General features: G+C 65.2%; 14 protein-coding genes and 1 pseudogene. 14 read left to right on the top strand and 1 reads right to left on the bottom strand.

What is annotated here, in order from left to right; translation table 11 throughout:
• Positions 1-31 precede the first annotated feature (31 nt).
• From ABID97_RS10310 to ABID97_RS10260, 11 genes and pseudogenes are all read left to right on the top strand, one after another.
• Positions 32-1,096, top strand: coding sequence for a lactonase family protein (locus ABID97_RS10310; protein ID WP_354401724.1), 1,065 nt, complete (start codon positions 32-34; stop codon positions 1,094-1,096).
• Positions 1,097-1,133: 37 nt separating this feature from the next.
• Entirely contained in the window at positions 1,134-2,126 is a 993-nt protein-coding gene (locus tag ABID97_RS10305; RefSeq protein WP_354398405.1) for a Bug family tripartite tricarboxylate transporter substrate binding protein, read from the top strand.
• Between the two features lie 142 nt (positions 2,127-2,268).
• Positions 2,269-3,120 (top strand): archaetidylserine decarboxylase, encoded by an 852-nt coding sequence (gene asd / locus ABID97_RS10300; protein WP_354398404.1) that lies wholly within the window; start codon positions 2,269-2,271, stop codon positions 3,118-3,120.
• Positions 3,121-3,250: 130 nt separating this feature from the next.
• On the top strand, positions 3,251-3,715 hold the full coding sequence (locus tag ABID97_RS10295; RefSeq protein WP_354398403.1) for a winged helix-turn-helix transcriptional regulator: 465 nt from the start codon (positions 3,251-3,253) through the stop codon (positions 3,713-3,715).
• A 95-nt stretch (positions 3,716-3,810) separates the two neighbouring features.
• On the top strand, positions 3,811-4,161 hold the full coding sequence (locus tag ABID97_RS10290; RefSeq protein ID WP_012746856.1) for an FKBP-type peptidyl-prolyl cis-trans isomerase: 351 nt from the start codon (positions 3,811-3,813) through the stop codon (positions 4,159-4,161).
• A 227-nt stretch (positions 4,162-4,388) separates the two neighbouring features.
• Entirely contained in the window at positions 4,389-4,964 is a 576-nt protein-coding gene (gene grpE, locus ABID97_RS10285) for a nucleotide exchange factor GrpE (RefSeq protein WP_354398402.1), read from the top strand.
• Positions 4,965-5,082: 118 nt separating this feature from the next.
• Positions 5,083-7,020: a molecular chaperone DnaK gene (gene dnaK / locus ABID97_RS10280; RefSeq protein WP_354398401.1), complete on the top strand. Its 1,938-nt coding sequence runs from the start codon at positions 5,083-5,085 to the stop codon at positions 7,018-7,020.
• Positions 7,021-7,117: 97 nt separating this feature from the next.
• Entirely contained in the window at positions 7,118-8,254 is a 1,137-nt protein-coding gene (gene dnaJ / locus ABID97_RS10275; protein WP_354398400.1) for a molecular chaperone DnaJ, read from the top strand.
• A gap of 679 nt (positions 8,255-8,933) precedes the next feature.
• A complete protein-coding gene (locus ABID97_RS10270; protein ID WP_307580975.1) occupies positions 8,934-10,856 on the top strand; it encodes a PrkA family serine protein kinase in 1,923 nt (640 codons plus the stop codon).
• Positions 10,857-10,919: 63 nt separating this feature from the next.
• Positions 10,920-12,212, top strand: a complete 1,293-nt coding sequence (locus tag ABID97_RS10265; protein WP_354398399.1) for a YeaH/YhbH family protein — start codon at positions 10,920-10,922, stop codon at positions 12,210-12,212.
• A pseudogene (locus ABID97_RS10260) lies at positions 12,209-13,748 on the top strand (SpoVR family protein). Before ABID97_RS10265 ends, ABID97_RS10260 begins: the two are co-directional and overlap by 4 nt.
• A gap of 37 nt (positions 13,749-13,785) precedes the next feature.
• On the opposite strand, the gene aroQ reads toward ABID97_RS10260, so the two are convergent.
• The gene (gene aroQ, locus ABID97_RS10255; RefSeq protein WP_354401723.1) at positions 13,786-14,226 is read right to left on the bottom strand and encodes a type II 3-dehydroquinate dehydratase; all 441 of its coding nucleotides are present in this window, start codon (positions 14,224-14,226) and stop codon (positions 13,786-13,788) included.
• Between the two features lie 71 nt (positions 14,227-14,297).
• Between aroQ and ABID97_RS10250 the strand changes: the two genes are divergently transcribed.
• From ABID97_RS10250 to ABID97_RS10240, 3 genes are read left to right on the top strand one after another with little or no spacing between them, the layout of a single operon-like run.
• A complete protein-coding gene (locus ABID97_RS10250; RefSeq protein ID WP_354398398.1) occupies positions 14,298-14,990 on the top strand; it encodes a Rieske 2Fe-2S domain-containing protein in 693 nt (230 codons plus the stop codon).
• An 18-nt stretch (positions 14,991-15,008) separates the two neighbouring features.
• Complete coding sequence (locus ABID97_RS10245) at positions 15,009-15,872, top strand: aromatic ring-hydroxylating dioxygenase subunit alpha (RefSeq protein WP_354398397.1); 864 nt, start codon at positions 15,009-15,011, stop codon at positions 15,870-15,872.
• Positions 15,869-16,507 carry a glutathione S-transferase family protein gene (locus ABID97_RS10240; protein ID WP_354398396.1) on the top strand — a complete coding sequence of 213 codons (639 nt, stop codon included), beginning with the start codon at positions 15,869-15,871 and terminating at the stop codon, positions 16,505-16,507. The genes ABID97_RS10245 and ABID97_RS10240 overlap by 4 nt, the downstream gene beginning before the upstream one ends.
• Positions 16,508-16,545 lie beyond the last annotated feature (38 nt).

Here is a 16,545-nt window from a genome sequence, read left to right as displayed (position 1 = left end):
CATCTCCTTGCGCACCCGCCTGCCGCGCGCCATGATCCGCGGCGCCGCCGCGCTGCTGTCCCTGGCTGCCATCGGCCACGCGGCCGCGGCCACCTGGGTCTACGTGTCCAACGCGGACAGCCAGGAGATCTCGGTGCTCGAACTGGACCGCGCCCAGGGCGTGCTCAAGCCGGTGCAGACGCTCAACGTCGGCGGCACCGTGATGCCCATGGCGGTGAGCCCCGACAAGCGCGTGCTGTACGCGGCGCTTCGTTCGCAGCCGTTCCGCGTGGTCTCGATGTCGATCGACGCCGCCACGGGCAAGCTGCAGAAGCTCGGCGAAGCGCCGCTGGCCGACAGCATGGCCAACATCGACCTCGATGCGAGCGGCAAGTGGCTCTTCGCGGCCTCCTACCAGGGCGGCAAGATCTCGGTCAACGCCATCGGCAAGGACGGCGCGGTGGGCCCGATCCAGCAACTGGTGCAGACCGGGCCGAATGCGCACGCGATCCACGCGGATGCCAGCAACCGCTTCGTGCTGGCCACCAGCCTGGGCGCCGACAACGTGTCCAGCTGGCGCTTCGATGCGGAGAAGGGGCTGCTGTCGGCCAACGATCCGGCGCTGACCACGAGCACGCCCAAATCGGGGCCGCGCCACTTCGTGTGGGACAAGGCCCAGCGCCGCGTCTACCTGCTGAACGAGCTTGATGCGAGCTTGCAGGTGTACGCCTGGGACGCCGCGCGCGGCACGCTCAAGCTCGAGCAGAGCACCACCGCGCTGCCGCCGGGATTCACGGGCAAGCCCTGGGCGGCCGACCTGCACCTGACGCCCGATGGGCGCTTCCTGTATGCCTCGGAGCGCACGTCGAGCACGCTCGCCGCGTTCAAGGTGGATGCCGCCACCGGGCAGCTGCAGCCGCTCGGCAACACACCGACCGAGAAAGGCCCGCGCGGCTTTGCGATCGACCCGAGCGGCCGCTACCTGATTGCCGCCGGCCAGGAATCGCACGGCATTTCGCTCTACGCCATCGACCCCGCGACCGGCGCACTCGGCAAGCCGTCGCGCACCGATGCGGGCAAGAACCCGAACTGGATCGAGATCGTCGACACACCGTGACGATTCCCTCAAGCACATCATCAAAGGAGATACTGCAATGCAACGCCGCACACTGATCCGAACCGCCCTCGCCTCTTCGCTGGCCGCGGGCCTGCCCGCATTCGCGCAAGGCCCCGGCAACTGGCCCACGGGCAAGGCCATCACCTACCTCGTGCCGTTTCCCGCAGGCGGCACCACCGACGTGCTGGCGCGCCTGATCGGCCAGAAGCTCGGCACCGTGCTGGGCACGAGCGTGATCATCGACAACAAGGGCGGTGCCGGCGGCAGCGTCGGCTCCGAGATCGGCGCGCGCGCGGCGCCCGACGGCTTCACGATGGTGGGCGGCACCATCAGCTCGCACGCGATCAACATCAGCCTGTACCCGAAGCTCGGCTACGACCCGCAAAAGTCGTTTGCGCCCGTCACGCTCATCGGCACCAACCCGCTGGTGCTGGTGGTGAACCAGGCCAGCCCCTACAAGACGCTGAAGGACGTGCTGGAAGCCAGCAAGACCAAGTCGGGCGGACTCTCGTCGGCATCGGCCGGCACGGGCACTTCGCAGCACCTGTCGCTCGAATTGCTGGCGTTCAAGTCGGGCGTGAAGTTCACGCACATTCCGTACAAGGGCAGCGGCCCGGCGATCCAGGACGTGATCGGCGGCCAGGTCGACATGATGTTCGACACCACCGTGGTGGCCGGCCCGCACGTGCAGAGCGGCAAGCTGCGCGCCATCGCGGTGACCTCGGCCAAGCGCCTGGCATCGATGCCCGACGTGCCCACGGTCGCGGAATCCGGCATCGCGGGCCTGCAGGATTTCGAGGTGCTGTCGTGGCAGGCGATCTTCGTGCCTGCAGGGACGCCGGCGCCCATCGTCGACCGGCTGCACACCGAGATCCGCAAGATCCTCGCAACGCCCGAGATGCAGGAAAAGCTCAAGGGCTTCGGCATGGAGCCGGCCGACCTGAGCACGGCAAAGATCGCGGCCTTCCAGAAGGCCGAGGTCGACAAGTGGGCCCAGGTGATCAAGGCGGCCGGCATCAAGGCGGACTGAGCCCGGCTGCGTGCCTGCCGAGGGGCGCCGTGGCGCGGACGAAGAGGGCTCCATCCAAGGGAAGCTTCCTACGTCCGGCCGCGCGGCCCCTTTATAGAATGCCCCTCCGATCCGCATTCCAGGCTTTACCGGCCTTTCACCCGTGTCCGACCGCTCAGCCGTACTGCACCAATACCTGTTTCCGAAGCAGGCCCTGACGAACTTCGCCGGCTGGGTCGCAGGCAAGGAACGCGGCGCCGTCACCACGTGGATCATCCGGCGCTTCGTGGCCAAGTACGGCGTCGACATGGACGAGGCGCTCGAATCGGACATCCACCACTACAAGAGCTTCAACCAGTTTTTCACGCGCGCGCTCAAGCCCGGCGTGCGGCCCCTCGCACAGGCCGACCTCGTGTGCCCGGTGGACGGGGCCATCAGCCAGTTCGGCCCCATCGAGGGCCACCAGATCTTCCAGGCCAAGGGCCACAACTACACGACCACCGCGCTGGTCGGCGGCGACGCGGCGCTTGCGAACCAGTTCGCGCACGGCAGCTTCGCGACGTTGTACCTGAGCCCGAGGGACTACCACCGCATCCACATGCCTTGCGACGGGCGGCTGCTGCGCATGATCTACGTGCCCGGCGACCTGTTCTCGGTGAATCCGGCCACCGCGCGCGGCGTGCCCGGCCTGTTCGCGCGCAACGAGCGCGTGGTCTGCGTCTTCGAATCGGCGCGCGGGCCCTTCGTGCTGGTGCTGGTGGGGGCCACCATCGTCGGCAGCATGGCGACCGTGTGGCACGGCGTGGTCAATCCGCCGCGCGGCGGCGAGCTGCGAGAGTGGCACTACGGCGACCAGCAGGTCGTGATCAGGAAAGGCGAGGAGATGGGGCGGTTCCTGCTCGGGTCCACCGTCGTCATGCTGTTTCCGCCGCCCGCGCTGGCCTTCAATCCGCAATGGTCGCCCACCCGCGCGGTGCGCTTGGGCGAGGCCATGGCCAATTTCGGCAAATTGTGAAGCTTTGTCTCAGGGGCCCCGTGCAGCATGCACCCGTAGCTATAAAACTAGTAGCATCGTGATCCCTGCGCTATAGTCGCCGGCCAACGAGCCCCACAAGCAGGCCACCAGCCCCGAGGAGATGAAGTCGATGAGCATCAAGGAAAACGCAGCCGTCAGCCAGCTGCTCGCGCTTCTCGAGGCCCGCTACGCGATGAGAGTGCTCTGGGCCTTGCGCGATGGCCATGCCCAGACGTTCCGCCTGCTGCAGGACAGCGTCGGCAGCATCACCCCCAATACGCTGAACACCCGCATCAAGGAGCTGCGCGAGGCCGGCCTCGTCGGCCACGGGGGCGACGGCTACAGCCTCACCGTCAGCGGGCAGGACCTGCTCAAGCGGCTGTCCGACCTGCAGGCCTTCGCGGGCAAGTGGCAGCTGGGACAGGTCAAGAAGGCTGCGGCGCCGGCAACGGCGCCATCTTCCACGCCTTCTGCTTCTGCTTCGATGCCGCCATCGCCAGCCGCGGCGCAAGCCCCGGCACCGGCGGCCCCCTCCGTTTCATCGTCCTCTCCTGCGGCACCGTCTTCCAGCCCGCCCCTGGACACAGGCAATTGAGCAGGTCGGCGGGCGGGGCCCGGAGCGTCGGTAAACTTCGCGCCTTCGGTCTGCTTATCCATTCATCCATTTCATAGACGCAAGGAGCGTTCGACATGCCAACCACTCCCTCCGGCCTGCAATACGAAGACACCACCGTGGGCGACGGCGCCGAAGCCAAGGCCGGCCAGCACGTGCATGTGCACTACACCGGCTGGCTCTACAACGACGGCGTTCAAGGCGCCAAGTTCGACTCGAGCCGTGACCGCAACGATCCATTCGCTTTCTCGCTGGGCGCCGGCCAGGTCATCAAGGGCTGGGACGAAGGCGTTGCCGGCATGAAGATCGGCGGCAAGCGCACGCTGATCATTCCCGCATCCCTCGGCTATGGCGCACGCGGCGCCGGCGGCGTGATCCCCCCGAACGCCACGCTGAAGTTCGACGTCGAACTCCTCGACGCGCACTGAGCAAGCTCGCCCCCAGGCTGCGCGGCACTTCGTGTCCGCTTCGCCAACCCCTGCCGGGGGCGACACCAGCGGCCCGGCAAAGCCGGTTCCGCGGTGTCTCCGGTGAAATTCACTTCACCCCCGTCGTCGCGGCCACTCAGGCCGCATTTTTTCGCTTGAAAAGCCCCCGAGCAGCCCCAAGTGGCTGGCTATCGCTTGTTTCCCGGCGCAGGCCGGTTCTTTGAAAAATGTCTGACCCGCAACAATCCGCACAGAATTCCCAAATGCTGCAAGGCGAGCCAAGCCCCGAAGAACTGGAAGCCGCGCAGGCTGCCAACGAAGCCGAGGCACAAGACGCCCTGGCCGCGGCCCAAGGCGAGCTTGCCGCTCTGCAAGCCAAGAACGCCGAACTGGCCGACCAATATCTTCGTGCCCAGGCCGACGTGCAGAACGCCCGCCGCCGCGCCGACGACGAGATCACCAAGGCCCGCAAGTTCGCGGTCGAGGCCTTTGCCGAGAGCCTGCTGCCCGTGACGGACAGCCTCGAAGCCGGCCTGGCCATCCAGGATGCAACCCCCGAGCAGATTCGCGAAGGCGCCGAAGCCACGCTGCGCCAGCTCAAGAGCGCGCTCGAACGCAACAAGGTGATCGAAGTGGCCCCAGCCCCCGGCACCAAATTCGACCCGCACCAGCACCAGGCCATCTCGGTGGTGCCCGCGCCCGAGCAGGAACCCAACACCGTGGTGAGCGTGCTCCAGAAGGGCTACACCATCAACGAGCGCGTGCTGCGCCCGGCGCTGGTCACGGTCAGCGCGCCCAAGTAGTCGAGCGCGCAACCGCACACAAGATTCCCACAGGAAATCCCCGCTTCATACCTTGAATCGCGCCGGGTTATCCACAAGTTCATAACAACATATTTTTCAGGCTTTCAGGAGTAAGAACATGGCAAAGATCATCGGCATCGACCTCGGCACCACCAACTCGTGCGTGTCGATCATGGAAGGCAACACCACGCGTGTGATCGAGAACTCGGAAGGTGCGCGCACCACGCCGTCGATCGTCGCCTACCAGGAAGACGGCGAAGTGCTGGTCGGCGCCTCGGCCAAGCGCCAGGCCGTGACCAACCCCCGGAACACGCTGTACGCGATCAAGCGCCTGATCGGCCGCAAGTTCGAAGAGAAAGAAGTCCAGAAGGACATCGACCTGATGCCCTACACCATCGCCAAGGCCGACAACGGCGACGCATGGGTGGAAGTGCGCGGCAAGAAGATCGCTCCCCAGCAGGTCAGCGCCGACATTCTTCGCAAGATGAAGAAGACTGCCGAAGACTATCTCGGCGAGCCCGTGACCGAAGCCGTGATCACGGTTCCGGCCTACTTCAACGACGCCCAGCGCCAGGCCACCAAGGACGCCGGCCGCATCGCGGGCCTGGACGTGAAGCGCATCATCAACGAGCCGACCGCCGCGGCGCTGGCCTTCGGCCTCGACAAGCAGGACAAGGCCGACCGCAAGATCGCCGTGTATGACCTCGGCGGCGGCACCTTCGACATCTCGATCATCGAGATTGCCGACGTGGACGGCGAGAAGCAGTTCGAAGTGCTGTCGACCAACGGCGACACCTTCCTGGGTGGCGAAGACTTCGACCAGCGCATCATCGACTACATCATTGCCGAGTTCAAGAAAGAGCAAGGCGTCGACCTGAGCAAGGACGTGCTCGCGCTGCAGCGCCTGAAGGAAGCCGCCGAGAAGGCCAAGATCGAGCTGTCGAACGGCGCGCAGACCGACATCAACCTGCCGTACATCACGGCCGATGCGACGGGTCCGAAGCACCTGAACATCAAGCTCACCCGGGCCAAGCTCGAGAGCCTGGTCGACGAGCTGGTCGAGCGCACCATTGCGCCCTGCCGCCTGGCCATCAAGGACGCGGGCATCAGCGTGTCCGACATCAACGACGTGATCCTGGTCGGCGGCATGACCCGCATGCCCAAGGTGCAGGAAAAGGTGAAGGCCTTCTTCGGCAAGGAACCGCGCAAGGACGTGAACCCCGACGAGGCCGTGGCCGTCGGCGCCGCCATCCAGGGCCAGGTGCTCTCGGGCGACCGCAAGGACGTGCTGCTGCTGGACGTGACCCCGCTGTCGCTGGGCATCGAGACCATGGGCGGCGTGATGACCAAGATGATCACGAAGAACACCACGATCCCGACGAAGTTCGCGCAGACCTTCTCCACCGCCGAAGACAACCAGCCGGCCGTGACCATCAAGGTGTTCCAGGGCGAGCGGGACCTCGCCGCGGGCAACAAGCTGCTCGGCGAGTTCAACCTCGAAGGCATTCCGCCGGCATCGCGCGGCACGCCGCAGATCGAGGTGAGCTTCGACATCGACGCCAACGGCATCCTGCACGTGGGCGCCAAGGACAAGGGCACCGGCAAGGAAAACAAGATCACCATCAAGGCGAACTCGGGCCTCTCGGAAGAAGAGATCCAGAAGATGGTGAAGGACGCCGAGATCAATGCCGCCGACGACAAGAAGAAGCTCGAGATCGTGCAGGCCCGCAACCAGGGTGAAGCCATGGTCCACAGCGTGAAGAAGTCGCTGGGCGAACACGGCGCGAGCCTGGACGCCGGCGAGAAGGAAAAGATCGAGGCCGCGATCAAGGACCTGGAAGAAGCCCTGAAGGGCGAGGACAAGGCCACGATCGAGGACAAGACCAACACGCTGATGACCGCAAGCCAGAAGCTCGGCGAGAAGATGTACGCCGACGCGCAGGCCGCGGCAGGCACCGCCGGCGGCGCGGGTGCCGCGGCTGGCCCGGAAGCTGCGAGTGCACCGGCCGACGACAACGTGGTCGACGCCGAAGTCAAGGAAGTCAAGAAGGGCTGATCCTCGGCCCTTCCTACAAGGCTGGATCACCTGAGCGGGTGCTCCAGCCTTTCTCGCTTCAAGTTACGGCTTCCCGCCCGCCCCGACAGAACCTGCCATGGCCACAAAACGCGACTACTACGAAACCCTCGGCGTCCCCAAGAACGCGAGCGAGGAGGAGATCAAGAAGGCTTATCGCAAGCTTGCGATGAAGCACCACCCGGACCGCAACCACGGCGACACCAGCAAGGATGCCGAAGCCAAGTTCAAGGAGGTCAAGGAAGCCTACGAAATGCTGTCCGACGGGCAGAAACGCGCGGCCTACGACCAGTACGGCCACGCCGGCGTCGACCCGAACATGCGCGGCGGCCCGGGCGCCGATGGCTTCGGCGGCTTTGCCGAGGCCTTCGGCGACATCTTCGGCGACGTGTTCGGCGGCGGCCGTGGCCGCACCAGCGGCGGGCGCCAGGTGTTTCGCGGCAGCGACCTGAGCTACGCGATGGAGATCACGCTGGAAGAAGCGGCCGACGGCAAGGAAGCGCAGATCCGCATCCCGAGCTGGGACGACTGCGGCACCTGCCACGGCTCCGGCGCCAAACCCGGCACCAAGCCCATAACCTGCACAACCTGTCACGGTGCCGGCGCAGTGCAGATGCGCCAGGGCTTCTTCAGCGTGCAACAGACCTGCCCCACCTGCCACGGCAGCGGCAAGATCATTCCCGAGCCCTGCACCACCTGCCATGGCCAGGGAAAGATCAAGAACAACAAGACGCTCGAGGTCAAGATCCCGGCCGGCATCGACGACGGCATGCGCATCCGCAGCACCGGCAACGGCGAGCCCGGCACCAATGGCGGCCCGCCCGGGGACCTCTACATCGAGATCCGCATCAAGAAGCATGAGTTGTTCGAGCGCGACGGCGACGACCTGCACTGCGTGGTGCCCGTCAGCATGACCACCGCCGCCTTGGGCGGCGAGATCAGCGTGCCCACGCTCAAGGGCGCCGCGGCCATCGACATCCCCGATGGCACCCAGAGCGGCAAGCAGTTCCGCCTGCGCGGCAAGGGCATCAAGGGCGTGCGCTCGAGCTATCCGGGCGACCTGTACTGCCACGTGCGCGTCGAGACACCGGTCAAGCTCACCGAGCACCAGCGCAAGCTGCTGAAAGACCTGGACGAGTCGCTCAAGAAGGGCGGGGACAAGCACAGCCCGACCGACAAGGGATGGCTCGACAAGGCCAAGGAATTCTTCAGCTGAGCCTTCAGCTGAGCAACAGGCCGGCCCCACGCACCTGATGCCGCCGGCGCAGCACGCTGCGCCGGCCGCTTCCCTCCCCGCCCGCACTGCCCACCCTCGCGCACGCGAACGGTGCCCACCGACCTTGTTCGGTGCCACGCACCAAGGCAGTTCCTTCCCCCCGGAAACACGCTGACCACGCCTTGGCGCGCTTTCCCACGCCCACATGCGCGACATGCCCATCAAAAGATGGCGCGGGGATTGCTTTTATATATTTTTCGATTGAGCAATAAACCTAAACAGGATGCGGCGCGTTATTGGTATGTAACCGTTTTGGGCCGCATGAGGCTCTTTAGGAGGTGCTTTCGCCGGAAAAGATGCAATGGCTGCATATGCCGATCGCCATAGGTATTTTCACTGGACGGAAGGGTCGCGCGAAGTTCGGTTGCCGAACCCTGAAATTTAGCTGGAATTGCCAAATGCTGCGGGTTTTCCTCGGAAACTTTACTCGGCACTGTGGTTCTCATTTAACAAAGAATTTTCCGGGTGCACTCTTTGCTTTATGCTGTTTGTGAAGATGTGATTAAGGGAGTTTTCCACGGCTTGCAGCCATGGGCGGGCACACCTTTAAAAAGTTGCGACGCATTTGGCTGCAGGCTTTCGGGGCCACTGAACCCGCAGACCTGATGGAGGCGTGACCATGGATGTGATCAGCAACTTTGCCGCCCGTTACGAGCGCACCCGCGAGGAGGTCCTGTCGCTGCAGGACTACCTGGATATCTGCAAACGCGATCCCACAGCGTATGCCACTGCTTCCGAGCGGATGCTCAAGGCCATCGGCGAACCCGAGCTGGTCGACACGCGCAACGATTCCCGGCTGTCGCGGATCTTCGCGAACAAGGTCATCAAGATCTACCCGGCGTTCAAGGAGTTCTACGGCATGGAGGACGCCATCGAGCAGGTGGTGTCGTACTTCAGGCATGCCGCGCAGGGACTCGAGGAGAAAAAGCAGATCCTCTACCTGCTCGGACCCGTCGGCGGCGGCAAGAGCTCGATCGCCGAGCGCCTGAAGCAGCTCATGGAGCACGTGCCGTTCTATGCGATCCAGGGCTCGCCGGTCAACGAAACGCCTCTGGGCCTGTTCGACGCCGTCGAGGACGGCGAGATCCTCGAGAAGGAATACGGCATCCCCCGCCGTTACCTGAACCGCATTCTTTCCCCTTGGGCCGTCAAGCGGCTCGAGGAGTACGGCGGCGACATTCGCCAGTTCAAGGTGGTCAAGCGCTATCCGTCGGTGCTGCGGCAGATCGCGGTCGCCAAGACCGAGCCCGGCGACGAGAACAACCAGGACATCTCCTCGCTGGTGGGCAAGATCGACATCCGCAAGCTAGAGACCTACGCGCAGGACGATCCCGACGCCTATGCCTACTCGGGTGGCCTGTGCCTGGCCAACCAGGGCCTGCTGGAATTCGTGGAAATGTTCAAGGCACCCATCAAGGTGCTGCACCCGCTGCTCACGGCCACCCAGGAAGGCAACTTCAAGGGCACCGAAGGCTTCGGCGCCATTCCGTTCGACGGCATCGTGCTGGCGCACAGCAACGAGAGCGAATGGAAGGCGTTCCGCAACAACAAGAACAACGAGGCTTTCCTCGACCGGATCTACATCGTCAAGGTGCCCTACTGCCTGCGCGCCTCGGAAGAAATCAAGATCTACGAGAAGCTGGTGCGCAACTCATCGCTGGCCAAGGCGCCCTGCGCGCCCGGCACGCTGCGCATGATGGCCCAGCTGTCGGTGCTCACGCGCCTGAAGGAACCCGAGAACTCCAGCATCTACAGCAAGATGCAGGTCTACGACGGCGAGAACCTCAAGGACACCGACCCCAAGGCCAAGTCGATCCAGGAGTACCGTGACTACGCCGGGGTCGACGAAGGCATGAGCGGCGTCTCCACGCGCTTCGCCTTCAAGATCATCTCCAAGGTGTTCAACTTCGACAGCTCCGAGGTGGCGGCCAACCCGGTGCACCTGATGTACGTGCTCGAGCAGCAGATCGAGCGCGAGCAGTTTCCGCCGGAAACCGAGCAGAAATACATCAGCTACATCAAGGAGCTGCTGGCGCCGCGCTATGCCGAGTTCATCGGCAAGGAGATCCAGACCGCCTACCTGGAGAGCTACAGCGAATACGGCCAGAACATCTTCGACCGCTACGTCACCTACGCCGACTACTGGATCCAGGACCAGGAGTTCCGCGACGTAGACACCGGCGAGGTGTTCGACCGCGCCTCGCTCAACGCCGAACTCGAGAAGATCGAGCGGCCCGCGGGCATCGGCAATCCGAAGGACTTCCGCAACGAGATCGTCAACTTCGTGCTGCGTGCGCGTGCCGGCAATGCCGGGCGCAACCCCGCATGGACCAGCTACGAGAAGCTGCGGGCCGTCATCGAGAAGAAGATGTTCTCCAACACCGAGGAACTCCTGCCGGTGATCAGCTTCAACACCAAGAGCAGCGCCGACGAGCAGAAGAAGCACGAAGATTTCGTCACCCGCATGGTCGAGAAGGGCTATACGGCCAAGCAGGTGCGTCTGCTCTGCGAGTGGTACCTGCGGGTGCGCAAGAGTTCGTAGCGACAGTTCATAGCGGCGAGGCGAAGGCTTCGCCCCCTTTTTGCAAGGAGCTTTGACATCATCGTGGCCATCCTGCAGCAGATCATCGACCGCCGGCTTTCGGGCAAGAACAAGTCCATTGGCAACCGCGAGCGCTTTCTCCGGCGCTACAAGGGGCAGATCCAGGAGGCCGTGCGGCGTGCGGTCAGCGGGCGCAACATCCGCGAACTCGAGCAAGGCGAAGATGTCACCCTGCCGCGCCACGACGTGTCCGAGCCCGTGTTCGGCCATGCGCGCGGCGGCGATCGCGAGTACGTGCACCCGGGCAACCAGGAGTACCTCAAGGGCGACCGCATCGCGCGGCCCGAGGGGCAGGCCGGCGGCGGCTCGGGCAGCGGCGAGGCCGGGGACGGCGGCGAGGGCGAGGACGACTTCGTCTTTCGCCTCACGCGCGAGGAATTCATGCGCGTCTTCTTCGACGACCTGGCGCTGCCGCATCTCATCCGCACGCAGATCGCCGAGGTGCCCGAATGGAAGAGCCACCGGGCTGGTTTCACGAGCGACGGCTCTCCCAACAACCTGCACGTGGTGCGCTCGATGCGCGGTGCCCTGGCCCGGCGAATTGCGCTCGGCGGCGAGCCGCGCAAGGAACTCAAGCGCCTCGAAGCCCACCTGCTGCACCTGCAGTCGCATCCGCAGGCCACGCAAGGACTCATCAAGAACGAGATCCGCGAAACCGAGGAGCGGATCGAAGAGATGCGCCGCACCATGCGGCACGTGCCCTACATCGATCCCATCGACCTGCGCTACCGCAACCGCGTGAAGACCCCGGTGCCCAGCGCCAAGGCCGTGATGTTCTGCCTCATGGACGTGTCGGGTTCGATGGACGAGGCGCGCAAGGACATGGCCAAGCGCTTCTTCATGCTGCTGTACATGTTCCTCACGCGCCACTACGAGCGCATCGACCTCGTGTTCCTGCGCCACCATACGCAGGCGCAGGAAGTGACCGAGGAAGAATTCTTCCACGCCACGGAAACCGGGGGCACCGTGGTGTCGAGCGCGCTGGTGCTCATGGACGAGATCATCAAGGCACGCTACCCGAGCGGCGAATGGAACGTGTACGGCGCGCAGGCCAGCGACGGCGACAACTGGCACCAGGACAGCGGACGCTGCCGCGAACTGCTGGTCGACCACATCCTGCCCGTGGTGCGCTACTACGCGTACGTGCAGGTCGCCGAAACCGAGCAGAACCTCTGGCAGGAATATGCGCAGCTGCAGGGCATACAGCCCAACTTCGCGATGCGCAAGGTGTCGGACGCGCGGGACATCTACCCCGTGTTCCGCGACCTCTTCAAGAAGGAAGGGGTGCCCGCATGACGACCTTCGACCACCCTCCGCTGGAACGCCTGGAGCGCCTGCCGAGCCCTTCGGACTGGACCTTCGACCTCATCGAGACCTACCACACCGAGATCGCGAAGACGGCCAGGGGCTTCGGGCTCGATGTGTATCCGAACCAGCTCGAGGTGATCACCGCCGAGCAGATGATGGACGCCTATGCGAGCGTCGGCATGCCCATGATCTACAGGCATTGGTCGTACGGCAAGCAGTTCATTGCCACCGAGAAGAACTACCGCCGCGGCCACATGGGACTGGCCTACGAGATCGTCATCAACTCCGACCCCTGCATTGCCTACCTGATGGAAGAAAACACCATGGCCATGCAGGCCCTGGTGATCGCGCATGCGGCCTACGGCCACAACAGCTTCTTCAAGGGCAACTACCTGTTCCGGATGTGGACCGATGCCTCGTCCATCATCGACTACCTGGTGTACGCGCGCCACTACATTGCCGAATGCGAGGAACGCCACGGCGTCGACGCCGTCGAGCAGCTGCTCGACTCCTGCCATGCGCTGATGAACTACGGCGTCGACCGCTACCGCCGGCCGCAGAAGCGGTCGCTCGCGCGCGAAGGCGCACAGCGCGCCGAACGCGAGCGCCACATGCAGCAGCAGGTCAATGACCTCTGGCGCACCCTGCCCCGCAAGAGCGAGCAAGCCACGGAAGTCCGACGCGTCCCGCCGCTTTCCTTCCGAACCGCAGGAGAACCTGCTCTATTTCTTCGAGAAGAATGCCGCGCTGCTCGAACCCTGGCAGCGCGAGGTGGTGCGCATCGTGCGCAAGATCGCGCAGTATTTCTATCCGCAGCGCCAGACGCAGGTCATGAACGAGGGCTGGGCCACGTTCTGGCACTACACCCTGCTCAACACCATGTACGACCGCGGCCAGCTTGCCGACGGCTTCATGATGGAATGGCTCAGTTCGCACACCGGCGTGATCTTCCAGCCGCCGGTCGGACACCGTGCCTACAGTGGCATCAACCCCTACGCGCTCGGCTTCTCGATGTTCACCGAGCTGCGGCGCGTGTGCGAAAACCCGACCGAGGAAGACCGGCGCTGGTTCCCCGATTTCGCCGGCACCGACTGGGTCAAGACGCTCGACTACGCGATGCGCAACTTCAAGGACGAGAGCTTTGTGGGCCAGTTCCTGAGCCCCAAGACCATGCGCGATTTCAGGCTGTTCGCGATCCGCGACCACCAGAGCGAACCCGAGCTCGAGGTGTCCGCCATTCACGACGACAGCGGCTATCACGCGCTGAGAGAATCGCTGTCACGCCAGTACGACATCGGCAGCAGGGAGCCCGACATCCAGGTGTGGAATGTCAACATGCGCGGCGATCGGGCCTTGACGCTGCGCCACACGCAGCGCAACAACCTGCCGCTGCACGACGATGCGGAAGAAGTGCTGAAGCACGTGGCGCGGCTGTGGGGCTTCGACGTTCATCTGGAAAGCGTCGATGCGCACGGCCATATCACCCGCAGCTGGAAGGCCGCCGCTCCCAAGCAGAACGACTGACCCGCTGATGGCGGGTGTTCGCAGGGGCGTCGAGCCCTCAGGGCACCAGTGCGGCGATCGCCAGTGCGTAGCCTTTGACGCCGAGCCCCACGATGATGCCGCGCGCGGCGGGCGAAATGTAAGAGCGGTGGCGAAACTCCTCGCGCGCGTGCACGTTCGAGATGTGCAGCTCGATCAGCGGCACGCTCGCGCCCTTGATCGCGTCGTGCAGCGCAATCGATGTGTGCGTGTAGGCGCCCGGGTTCATCACCACCCCGAGCATGCTGCCTGCGGCCACCTCGCGGCCCGCCTCCTGGATCCAGTCGATCAGCACGCCTTCGTGGTTCGACTGGCGGCATTCGATCTCCACGCCGTGCTTTGCACCCGCCGCGGCGCACAGGCGCTCGACGTCGGTCAGCGTGTCGCGTCCGTATTGCTCTGGCTCGCGCGTGCCGAGCAGGTTGAGATTGGGGCCGTTGAGGACGAGTATTTTCATGATGATGGCGTCGAAGCGAGCCGCCATTATGGGCGAGCGCCCTGCCAGCGACTTGCGATAAGGTAACGCGCATCATGAGCGCAGACAGCAGCACAGACAGCAGCATTTCGACCTGGCATCCGGTGGCACGCTCGGCCGGGCTGCGCCCCGGCGCCAACATCGCCGCCGGCTTTGCGCAAGGCCAGGAAATCGCGCTCTGGCGCTCGGCCGACGGCACGGTGCAGGCGTGGGAAAACCGCTGCCCGCACCGCAGCGTGCGCCTCACGCTGGGGCGCGTGGTGGAAAACCGCCTCGCCTGTGCGTACCACGGCTGGCAGTACGCCGCGGGCAGCGGCCAGTGCATGCGCATTCCTGCGCACCCCGACATGACCCCGCCCGCCGTCTGCGCGAAGACCTTCAGCGCCATCGAGGCGGCCGGCATGCTGTGGGTCAATCTTGCGGATGCGGCGCCGCCATCCGCTCCGGCGCTCGACGATGCCGTGCCGCCGGGCTGGACCTTCTGCCGCACGCTCTCGGTGCGCGCCGATGCAGCCGGCGTGCGCGACGCGCTCGCGAGCCGGGGTTTCGCGCCGGATGCGTCGTCTCCCGCCCTCCGCGGCGCGCTCGGGCAGGTGGACACCGCGGCGCTGGTGCTCGATGCGCAACCCCGGCTGGCTTTCATCCACCTCTGGACCGCGGCCGCGCTGGGCTCCGAAGCGATGAAGGCGCTGCACATCGCCGCGCGCGTGCTGCGCGGCGAGATCGAGGCATCGCAGCCGTCAGCCTGACGGAAAAAAAAGAACTTCATGCCCTTCAACACCGACGACCCCAACATGCTCGACGACTGGCTGGTCGCCGGCCCCGCCGCCGCATTGGCCGGCACCAGCGACACAGCGCCCCGCCCCGTGCGGCTGCTCGGCGAAACGCTTCACCTGTGGCGCGATGCGTCCGGAAAGCCGCAATGCCGCCTGGGCTCGCAGGTTCTGGCGGTCCAGTCGCGCCACGGCTATCTCTGGGTCTGCCCCGGCGGCAAGCCGGCCAGGCCGCTGTTCGACTTTCCGGAATACGGCGAAGCCGGGCGCCGCACCGTCGATTGCGGCGGCATCGGCGTGGCCGTGTCGCGCCTGCGCGTGATCGAGAACTTTCTCGACATGGCGCACTTCCCCTTCGTGCACGGCGGCATTCTGGGCCAGGTGCCGCACACCGAGGTGGCCCGCTACCAGGTGCAGGTCGATCCCGCCACGCGCGAGATCTGGGCCACCGATTGCCGCTTCTGGCAACCGCGCGCCTCGGCCGCCCATGGCAGCGGCAGCGAGGTGATCTACAAGTACCGGGTGATGCAGCCGCTCACCGCCATGCTCTACAAGTCGAGCTCGCGCGACGGCGCACTCGACGCCATCGGCCTGTTCCTGCAACCGCTGGACGACGAGCATGTGATCGCCCACACGCTCCTGGCCTGCTACGACGACACGTCGACCGATGCCGAGCTCATTGCGTTCCAGCAGGCGATCTTCGGGCAGGACAAGCCGATCCTGGAGAACCATGCCTTCAAGCGCATGCCGCTCGAAGGCCGCGCCGAGACGCCGACGCGCGGCGACACCTCTTCGGTCACCTACCGGCGCTGGCTGCGCGAACGTGGCATGCGCTTCGGCGTGAGGCCGGCGGCATGATCCGGCTCTACGACTACGCGCTGTCGGGCAACTGCTTCAAGGTGCGGCAGATGCTCGCCTGGCTCGACCTCGCCTACCAGAGCGTGCCGGTCGACTTCCATCCGGGGCGGGAGCACAAGTCGGCCGCGTTCCTGGCGCAGGTCAATCCGCTCGGCCAGCTGCCGGTGATCGACGACGACGGCTTCGTGCTGCGCGATGCGCAGGCCATCCTCGTGTACCTCGCGGGCAAATACGACACCCAGGCCCGCTGGTACCCCGCCGATCCGCCACTGCGCGGCCAGGTCGCGATGTGGCTTGCCACGGCCGAAGAGATCACCCGCACGGCCTCGGCGGCGCGGCTGCACGATGTTTTCGGCTACGAGGCCATTGATGTCCAGGCCTGCCGCCGCGGTGCGCATGAGGTCTTTCGACTGCTCGACGATCACCTGGCCGAACGCGCCAGCGACGGCTTCCAGTGGCTGGCCGGGCCGCACGCCACCGTGGCCGATCTCGCCTGCTTTCCCTACGTGGCGCTGGCCGGCGAAGGCGGAATACCGCTCGACGCATACCCGGCCTTGCGAAGCTGGGCCTGGGACTTTCGCCACCTGCCCGGCTTTGTCGGAATGTCGGGTATCTTTGCCGCCAGCCCCGCATGAACGCGGCCTGGGTATCCTTGCCTGCCACCTTCCTCTTT

It is taken from the genome of Variovorax sp. OAS795, assembly GCF_040546685.1.
Lineage (GTDB): Bacteria > Pseudomonadota > Gammaproteobacteria > Burkholderiales > Burkholderiaceae_C > Variovorax.
Note: the sequence above shows the minus strand (reverse complement) of the source record. Positions and strands in the feature narration are given on the sequence as shown.